Annotated in this window: 6 protein-coding genes and 2 pseudogenes; 1 reads left to right on the forward strand and 7 read right to left on the reverse strand. The window is 73.1% G+C overall.

Annotated features, from left to right (window positions below; all coding sequences use genetic code 11):
• From ACFPZI_RS14025 to ACFPZI_RS14055, 7 genes and pseudogenes are all read right to left on the reverse strand, one after another.
• Nucleotides 1-262 (reverse strand): annotated as a pseudogene (locus ACFPZI_RS14025) (phage tail protein); the annotation flags it as partial.
• Nucleotides 259-2,217, reverse strand: coding sequence for a putative baseplate assembly protein (locus ACFPZI_RS14030; RefSeq protein WP_381363001.1), 1,959 nt, complete (start codon nucleotides 2,215-2,217; stop codon nucleotides 259-261). The pseudogene ACFPZI_RS14025 and the gene ACFPZI_RS14030, both read right to left, overlap by 4 nt.
• The gene (locus ACFPZI_RS14035) at nucleotides 2,217-2,666 is read right to left on the reverse strand and encodes a GPW/gp25 family protein (RefSeq protein ID WP_381363003.1); all 450 of its coding nucleotides are present in this window, start codon (nucleotides 2,664-2,666) and stop codon (nucleotides 2,217-2,219) included. Before ACFPZI_RS14035 ends, ACFPZI_RS14030 begins: the two co-directional genes overlap by 1 nt.
• A complete protein-coding gene (locus ACFPZI_RS14040; protein ID WP_381363005.1) occupies nucleotides 2,666-4,570 on the reverse strand; it encodes a VgrG-related protein in 1,905 nt (634 codons plus the stop codon). Before ACFPZI_RS14040 ends, ACFPZI_RS14035 begins: the two co-directional genes overlap by 1 nt.
• A complete protein-coding gene (locus ACFPZI_RS14045; protein ID WP_381363007.1) occupies nucleotides 4,570-5,307 on the reverse strand; it encodes a CIS tube protein in 738 nt (245 codons plus the stop codon). Before ACFPZI_RS14045 ends, ACFPZI_RS14040 begins: the two co-directional genes overlap by 1 nt.
• A gap of 124 nt (nucleotides 5,308-5,431) precedes the next feature.
• Nucleotides 5,432-5,857 carry a phage tail protein gene (locus ACFPZI_RS14050; protein WP_381363008.1) on the reverse strand — a complete coding sequence of 142 codons (426 nt, stop codon included), beginning with the start codon at nucleotides 5,855-5,857 and terminating at the stop codon, nucleotides 5,432-5,434.
• Between the two features lie 79 nt (nucleotides 5,858-5,936).
• Nucleotides 5,937-6,533 (reverse strand): extensin, encoded by a 597-nt coding sequence (locus tag ACFPZI_RS14055; RefSeq protein ID WP_381363010.1) that lies wholly within the window; start codon nucleotides 6,531-6,533, stop codon nucleotides 5,937-5,939.
• Nucleotides 6,534-6,951: 418 nt separating this feature from the next.
• On the opposite strand from ACFPZI_RS14055, the pseudogene ACFPZI_RS14060 reads away from it, so the two are divergent.
• Nucleotides 6,952-7,331, forward strand: a pseudogene (locus tag ACFPZI_RS14060) (hypothetical protein); the annotation flags it as partial.

Raw genomic sequence — 7,331 nt, forward strand, 5'->3', positions numbered from 1 at the left:
TGCCGTCGTCGGTCCCGATGACGTCGGTGTCGATGCCGTCGGTCTCGGCGCCGACCCAGTCGGCCAGCCAGCGGGTGAAGTCGACCGGGGCGAGCGCGGGGTCGAAGTAGGAGTCCAGGTTGTCGAGGACGACCAGGAAGGGGGCGAGGACCTCGTCGAGCCCGGCGACGAAGCGCTGCGCCAGATCGTCGTCGGCGAAGATCGCGGGCAGCATCGTGCCGATCGGCGCGGAGGAGGCGAGCCCGTCGACGGAGCCCCTCACGCGCCGTCCCCGATCACGCGGACCCGGTGGTCGAAGGAGAAGACCAGGGAGGGGGAGGAGAGGTCGATCCGGTCGGTGGCCTCGCCGCGCTTGCCGGTGATCGGGTCGGCGGGGTGCAGCAGGACCTGGTCGACGAGTTCCACCCCGGGCACCCGCTGGAGCACCGCGAAGATCTCCCCGGCCTGTACGGGCCGGCCGAAGGGCCAGCCGGTGCCGTCGGTGCCGCCGGTGAGCGGGTCGAGGTGGCGGTAGAGGGCGTCGTGGGCCTGGCGGCGGACCCGGTCGGTGTCGGTGGCGCGGAAGGCGTGCACGGTGGCGACGACGGTGACGCCCTGGTAGAAGGGCGGGCCGACGGCGAGCCGGGTGCCGATCAGCCGGCGTTCGTCGAGGTAGCGGGTGATGCGGGAGAGCAGCGCGTCGCCGGGGACGAGCTGTTCGAAGCGCAGTCGCCCCCCGGGGTCCGGCACGGCCTGGGGGACGACCAGGACCCGTACCGCGTACGCGCCGTGTTCGCTCTCCTCGCCCTCCAGGCAGGTGATGCGGGCGGTGTCGGGGGCGGCGCGGCGGGCGAGTTCCTCGTAGTCGCGCAGGGTGACCGCGCGTTCCTGGGCGCGCAGGGTGATGGGTGCCCGGGTCTTGGCCTCGTCCACGGTCTCGCCGTCGACGCCGCCGCGCGCGGCCTCCCGGTTGACGACCTCGGAGACGTACGGCACGGAGCGGCGCAGGACGCGGACGGCGCCGCGGGCGACGTTGCCGGCCCTGCCCCCGCCGGTGCGGTAGCGGCGGGCGCGGATGACGGCGCCCTTCGGGGGGACGGCGCCGTACTGGCGCAGGGTGCCGTCGGGTTCGCGTACGGCGGGGCCGAAGGCGATCTCGCCGGTCGCGGCGTCCAGGGTGATGTGCCGGTCGTGCGGGCGGGAGGCGGCGAAGTGGGCGACGACGTCCCAGTCGGTCCAGCCGTCGTGCTCGGCGGTCTGCAGCAGGACGGGCGGGGTGTCGCCGACGACGGGGGCGTGGGCGAGGCGCAGCCGCTGGCCGGGCAGGCCGGTGGACTCGCCGAGCGCCTCGTCGTGCACGGTTTCGGCGTGCACGACGCCGGTGGTGCCGCCGACGGTGTACACCTCGGCGGAGCGCACGGACGGGGAGGTGGTGTAGAAGGGCTGGCCGGCGAGGGGTTCGGTGACCCGGCAGCGCAGCCAGCCGCCCTCGTGCCCGCCGTTGCGGGAGAGCACGTGTCCGCCGGGGACGTGCAGGACGACCTCGCCGGGCCGGTTGAGGCCGCCGGTGACGTCGCGGTCGACCTCGCACTCCGTCCAGCCGTCCTCGGTCCACGCCTCCCACACCAGCGGGGGCTGGCGCGGGTCGACGCCGACGCCGTCGACGCGGCTGTCGAGTTCCAGGGCGACGGCGCAGTGCGGGACGGCGGCGCTCAGGCCGAACAGCATGCAGTCGCCGGGGCGGGGGGCCTCGGCGAAGCAGAGCACGTCCTTGCCCTCGGTCAGGTCGTCGGTGCGGTCGGCGACCGGCTCGCCCTGGTTCTGCACGGCGAGCCGGCGCAACGAGGAGGGAACGACGGTGAGTTCGCGTTCGGTGGCGAAGACCACGGCCTCGTCGCGCTCGGTGCGGGTGGTGGCCGCCTCGGTGCCCTCGGGCAGTACCACCGGTTCGTCCTGCGGCGCGGACAGCCAGAACGTGACGTCGGTACGGGCGGCCGTCGGGGGGAACAGGGTGATGCCGACGAGGTCGAGGAAGGCCAGGTGGTTCTTCTCGGGCACCCGGTTGAGGCGGTACACGATCTGGTCCGCCATGTGCGCGACCGCCTCCACCAGCGTGACTCCGGGGTCGGAGACGTTGTGGTCGGTCCACTCCGGGGCGCGCTGCTGGATGTAGCGCTTGGCGTCGTCGACGAACTGCTGGAAACGGCGGTCGTCCAGGTGGGGGGAGGGCAGGGCCATCAGCGGTCGCTTTCGGGGAGGGGACCCGACTCGCCCGCACCGGCCGTGCCGGGCTCGTCATGGGAGGGGATGACGTAGAACGGGAAGACGAGGCTGCGCGGGTTGTTGGTGCCGCGGACGGAGTAGCGGACGTCGATGTGCAGGACGCCCTCGCCGGGGCCGGCGGTGACCTCCACGTCCTCGACCTCGACGCGCGGCTCCCAGCGGTCGAGGCTGGCGTGCACCTCGTGCTGGATGCGGCCGGCCGTGGCCTCGTTGACGGGGGCGAACACCAGGTCGTGGATGGCGCAGCCGAACTCCGGGCGCATCGGCCGCTCACCGGGCGCGGTGGCCAGCACCAGCCGGATGGCCTCCTCGATCTCCTTCTCGCCGCTGACCAGTGCGATGCCCCCGGTGGGTCCGATGCGCAGGGGGAACGCCCAGCCGGATCCGACGAACTGCTCGGCCATCAGATCACCGGCTTTCCGTTGGCGGTGAGCAGGCCCATGATCGGGACGGTGGCGGCCCGGATGCTCACGTTGGTCACCGAGTTGATCTGCACGCTCGCCATCCCGGACAGGCTGGCCGTGCCCATCGCCTTCAGCGCGAGGGTGCCCTTGGCGTCGACGGTGACGGCGCCGATGGACGAGCTGAGACTGACCGCGCCGCGGCCCTGCAGGGTGAGCGGGCCGCCGCTCTTGATGGTCACGGAGCGTTTGCCGTTCAGGGTCAGGTCGGTGCCCGCTTCGACGGACACCGAGCGGCTTCCCTTGATGACGACGGTGCCTTTGCTGTCGACGGTGATCTCCGTCTTCGTACGGTCCAGGTTGATGATCAGCTTGTCGTCGCCGGAGGCCACGCGGACGCCCTGCTTGCGGGCGCCGGTGGTCTGGCTGAGCAGGTCGACGCGGTTGGCCTCGCGGTCGGACAGGGTGTGCCGGATCGCCCGCCGCTTCACGGTGTCGTGCAGCGGCACGTCCCGCACGGGGGACGGCTTGTCCACGCCGTTGTAGAGCCCGCCGACGACGAACGGGTGGTCGAGGGCGCCCCGGTCGAACGCCACCAGCACCTCGTCGCCCACGTCGAGCGGGAAGATGCCGCCGCCGCGCTTGCCGCCCAGCTGCACGGTGCGGGTCCAGTCGGAGACGTAGGTGTCGTCCAGCCACGGGAACTGCAGCTTGACCCTGCCCTGTTTGAGCGGGTCCTGTACGTCGGTGACCAGGGCGTTGGCGACACCGGGCAGGCGGGGCGCGGCCGCGCCGGTTCCTCCGCCGCCGGAGGTGAGTCCGAACAGGGAGCGCCACTGGCGGCCGCTGACGGTGATCCAGGTCTCGTAGTGCTTGCCGTCGCCGAACACGTGCCGGGCGGACGTCACCGTGTACTTGCCCTCGAAGGGGGCGCCGACGTCGGTGAGGGTGACGGGGACGCCGGGGCGCAGCTTGGGGTTGCCGCGCACGACGACCTCCAGCTCGGCGAAGGACGAGGTCACGTCGGCGGCGAGGGAGTCCGCGGCGAACTTCACCTCGTTCTGCCGGTCGTAGGGCTTCTCCGTCTCCACGAGGGTGACGATCCCGAACGCCGAGGCGGCCTTCTGGGGGGTGGTGCCGATGGAGATGCCGGGGTTGGCGGTGGTGGGTGCCGTCGCGGTCAGTTCCTTCTTCGCGACGACGTCCCAGCCGCGCGCCTCGACGCGGCCGTACTGGTCGGCGGAGGTCACCGCGGCCCGGCAGCGCAGCACGTCGGTGCCGGCCTGGAGGACGAACGGGCTCTTCTCGCCCGGGGTGCTGGTGGGGGGTGCGCCGGAGGCGGGGTCCGGGCTGACGAACCGGAACTTTCCCTTGGCGTCGAGGGACATCACCATTTCGTTCTCGTCGGCGAGCCGGGACAGGAAGTCCCAGTCGGTGACGTTGGCCTGGCTGATGAACTCGTAGACCGTCCTGGTCGACTGCACCTCGCCGACGGCGACACCGTCCTGGCCGGCCAGGGTGCGGGCGATGTCCGACGCCGTCTGGTTGCGGTAGGCGGCGACCCGGCGGCGGCGCATCATGCGGTGGCCGCGGTCGTAGCCGCGGATCACGGTGAAGGTGCCGGTGCCGTCGTAGTCGGTCTCCATGCCGGTGACCTCGCCGGTCAGCAGCGGGTCGCCGGCGCCCTTGCCGTGGGCGACGGGGGAGATCACCACCTCGGTGCCGAACTTGATGCCCAGTTTGCCGAGCACCAGCCCGTGCGCGTCCCGGAACGTGACCCGGAAAGCACCCGGTACGCCGGCGCCCAGGTCGACCCAGCCGCCGACGAGCAGCGGGGCGAAGTAGGGCGGCACGGGCTTGCCGTCGAACGTGACGTCGACGATGTTGGAGAAGGAGGGCTTGACCATCAGAACGCGACCTCCCCGGCCGCCGGCAGGATCAGTTCGGTGCCGTTGGGCAGCCGGGACGGGTCGTCGATGTCGTTGGCCTCGGCGATCGTGCGCCAGGCCGAGGCGTCCCCGTACTCCCGCCAGGCCAGCGACTGCAGCGTGTCGCCCGCCACGACCCGGTGCACGCGCCGCGCGGTGAGCGCGCCCGAGGTCGGGTTCTGGCCCTTGGTCTGGCTGGGGATCTCGTTCAGTTCCACCTGGCAGGCCGCACGGATCGGCACGCCCGTCGTTCCGAACAGCGTGTAGTTCGCCCCCACACTGCTGATGTACGCGGTGAACCGCGCCGTGGAGAACGACCCCCACTCGAACACCACCCACGGCGTGGACGGCTGGTCCGCCGCGATGCTCTTGCCGGTCACCTCGCAGCAGGAGAACAACGCCTCGACCTTCTTCAGCACGGTGTTGTCGCCGGGGTCGCCGGAGGAGTCCAGGAAGATCTCCATCGTCAGGTTCCGGCCCTCGGACCCCATGAACTCGGGCAGCGGACCGTCGCGCAGGGCGGCGGACGGCGTGCTCTTCCACTGGGCGCGGCGGGTGAGGGTCAGCTGTGCCGGGTTGAAGTCGAAGTCGAAGGTCCTGATCAGACCGCCCGGGGTGGTGCTGTCGCCGATCGGGGGCTCGTGGATGGCCAGCGTGGCCCGCACCAGGCTCTTGCCTGCGCCGCCCTTGGAGCCCTTGCCTCCCTTGGCTGCCATGGTCCTTCGTCTCCGTCCTCGGTGCTGGTGTGCGGTGTGCGGTGTGCGGTGCTTGGTGTGCGGTGCGCGGTGGTGTGGGGCGGTCCGTCCGTGGAGTCCACTCGGTCCGTGGCTCCGGTCCCGCTCAGTCCGTGAATCCGTGGTGCGCGATCTCCAGGACCTCCGTGGCCACGCCCGGGCTCTCGGGGTTCAGGGTGGGGCCCTGCCAGCTGACCGGCAGTACGTCGATCAGCCCCCAGCGCGCCACCTCCGAACCGTCCGCGCGCAGCGCCGAGATCTGGGCGGTGGGGCGGGTGACGCCGGTGGTCACGGAGGAGATCCAGGCGGCGACCTTCGAGGTCTCCGGGGTCAGCGGGCGGGTCAGCCGGATGGTGGAGAAGGTGACCCGGGTCGGCAGTTGCCACACGAACCCGTTGTTGCCGCCCTCCTGGTGCTGCTCGATCTCCACCGTCGACGCCAGGCCCTCACATCCGTTGAACGCGCCGAGGCTCTGCCCGTCGATGGTGAGGGTGAAGAAGATGGTGGATCCCGGGTCGAGATGGCTGGGCATCGGAGGTCCTTTCGGGGGCGGGTGGCGGGCGGTGGGTGGCGGTGGGCAGGCGCGAGGCCGGGTGCGGGTCAGGGGCGGGTCAGGTGCGGGGGTCGCGGAGCCGGCCGATGCGTTCCCGGTCCATTCGCAGTTCGGTGCGCAGAAGGCGGGTGAGCGGGCCGATCAGACGATGCGTCAGTTCGTCGAGCTGCGCGTCGGTCAGGGTCCGCGGGTCGAAGGACTGCGCGGCCTGCGACCCGCTTCCGCCGGGATGCGGGTCGTGGAGGCTGTACGGCGGGGGCGGCCCGGGAGTGTACGGCGGGGGAGGCGGTCCCGGGGTGGACGGAGGTGGGGGCGGCCCCGGGGTGTATGACGGAGGCGGCCCGGGGGTGGACGGCGGGGGCGGTCCCGGAGTGGACTGCGCCGGCGAGCCGGTGAGCTTTTTCCAGAACGACGTGAGTGCGGTGGGCGCGGCGCGCTGGACGGGAACCGGCAAGGCGGGAAGCGCCGGGGCGGCGGGGGCGTGCAGCCGGGTCACCGAGGGGGCGGCCGTCGGGGACGGGGCCGCAGTGGTCGCCCGCTGCACGGGCGGTGCGGCGGGGACGGGAAGGGCAGGGGTGAAGGCGGCGGGCGCGCGGAGCGGTACCGGGCGGGGGGAGGAGGGCGCGGCGGGTGAGGGAATGGAGGGCATGGACATGGGGCTCTTCACCGGGCTCTGTGAGGCGGTGCGTTGGACGGGAACGGCGCCCTGCGCCCCGGGCAGCGCGGATCGCCAGGGTGCGGATGCAGGTACAGGTGCGGTCAGCGGAGACGCGGGGGACGGCGTCGAGGGCTTGGCGGAGGGTGGGGACGCGAGCGCGCCCGGAGAGCTCTTGGGGACGGAGCTGGGTACAGGAGCAGGTACAGGCACGGGTGCGGGCGTAGGCGTGGTGCGGCGTTGGAGGGGAGCGCCGAGGCCGGGCCGTGCGGGGGCGGAGGGGGCCTTGACCTGCGGGACGGAGAGCGCGGAGCGATGCCGTGCGGGCACGGGACCGGCCGGGCGGGCGGACTCCGCTGAGCCGGGCCGGGCGAGACGCTGCACGGGCGCGTCCGTTGCGGCACGGGGTACGGGAAGGGTGCCGGGGACGGGTGCGGGCGCCGCGCTCCTGCTGCCGACGGGATCGGTGGAACCGGTGGACTCGGGGATCTCGGTCGGCCGGGCGGAACCGGAGCGCTGGACCGCGGGTGCGGTGGGCGTGGCCGGAGGGACGGACGGGCCGGGCGGCTTGGGCCGGGTCGCCGCGAGCCGCTGGATGGGGGGCCCGACGGGAGTGGCGGCGGACGCCGGTGCGGAGGCGGTTCGGTTCGGCTTCGCCACGGGGACGGAGGTGAAGCCGAGCGGCGGCAGCGCGGCACGCCCCGCGCCCTCCGCTGACGCCCCGGGGCCGGGACGGCGCTGGATGGCGGGGGGTGCGGCCGGGGGTGTGGGTGTGTGGGGGAGGGGGCGGCTGCCGGG

Origin of the sequence: Streptomyces chlorus (assembly GCF_042655885.1) — a bacterium.
In the GTDB taxonomy this organism is placed as follows: Bacteria; Actinomycetota; Actinomycetes; order Streptomycetales; family Streptomycetaceae; genus Streptomyces; species Streptomyces chlorus.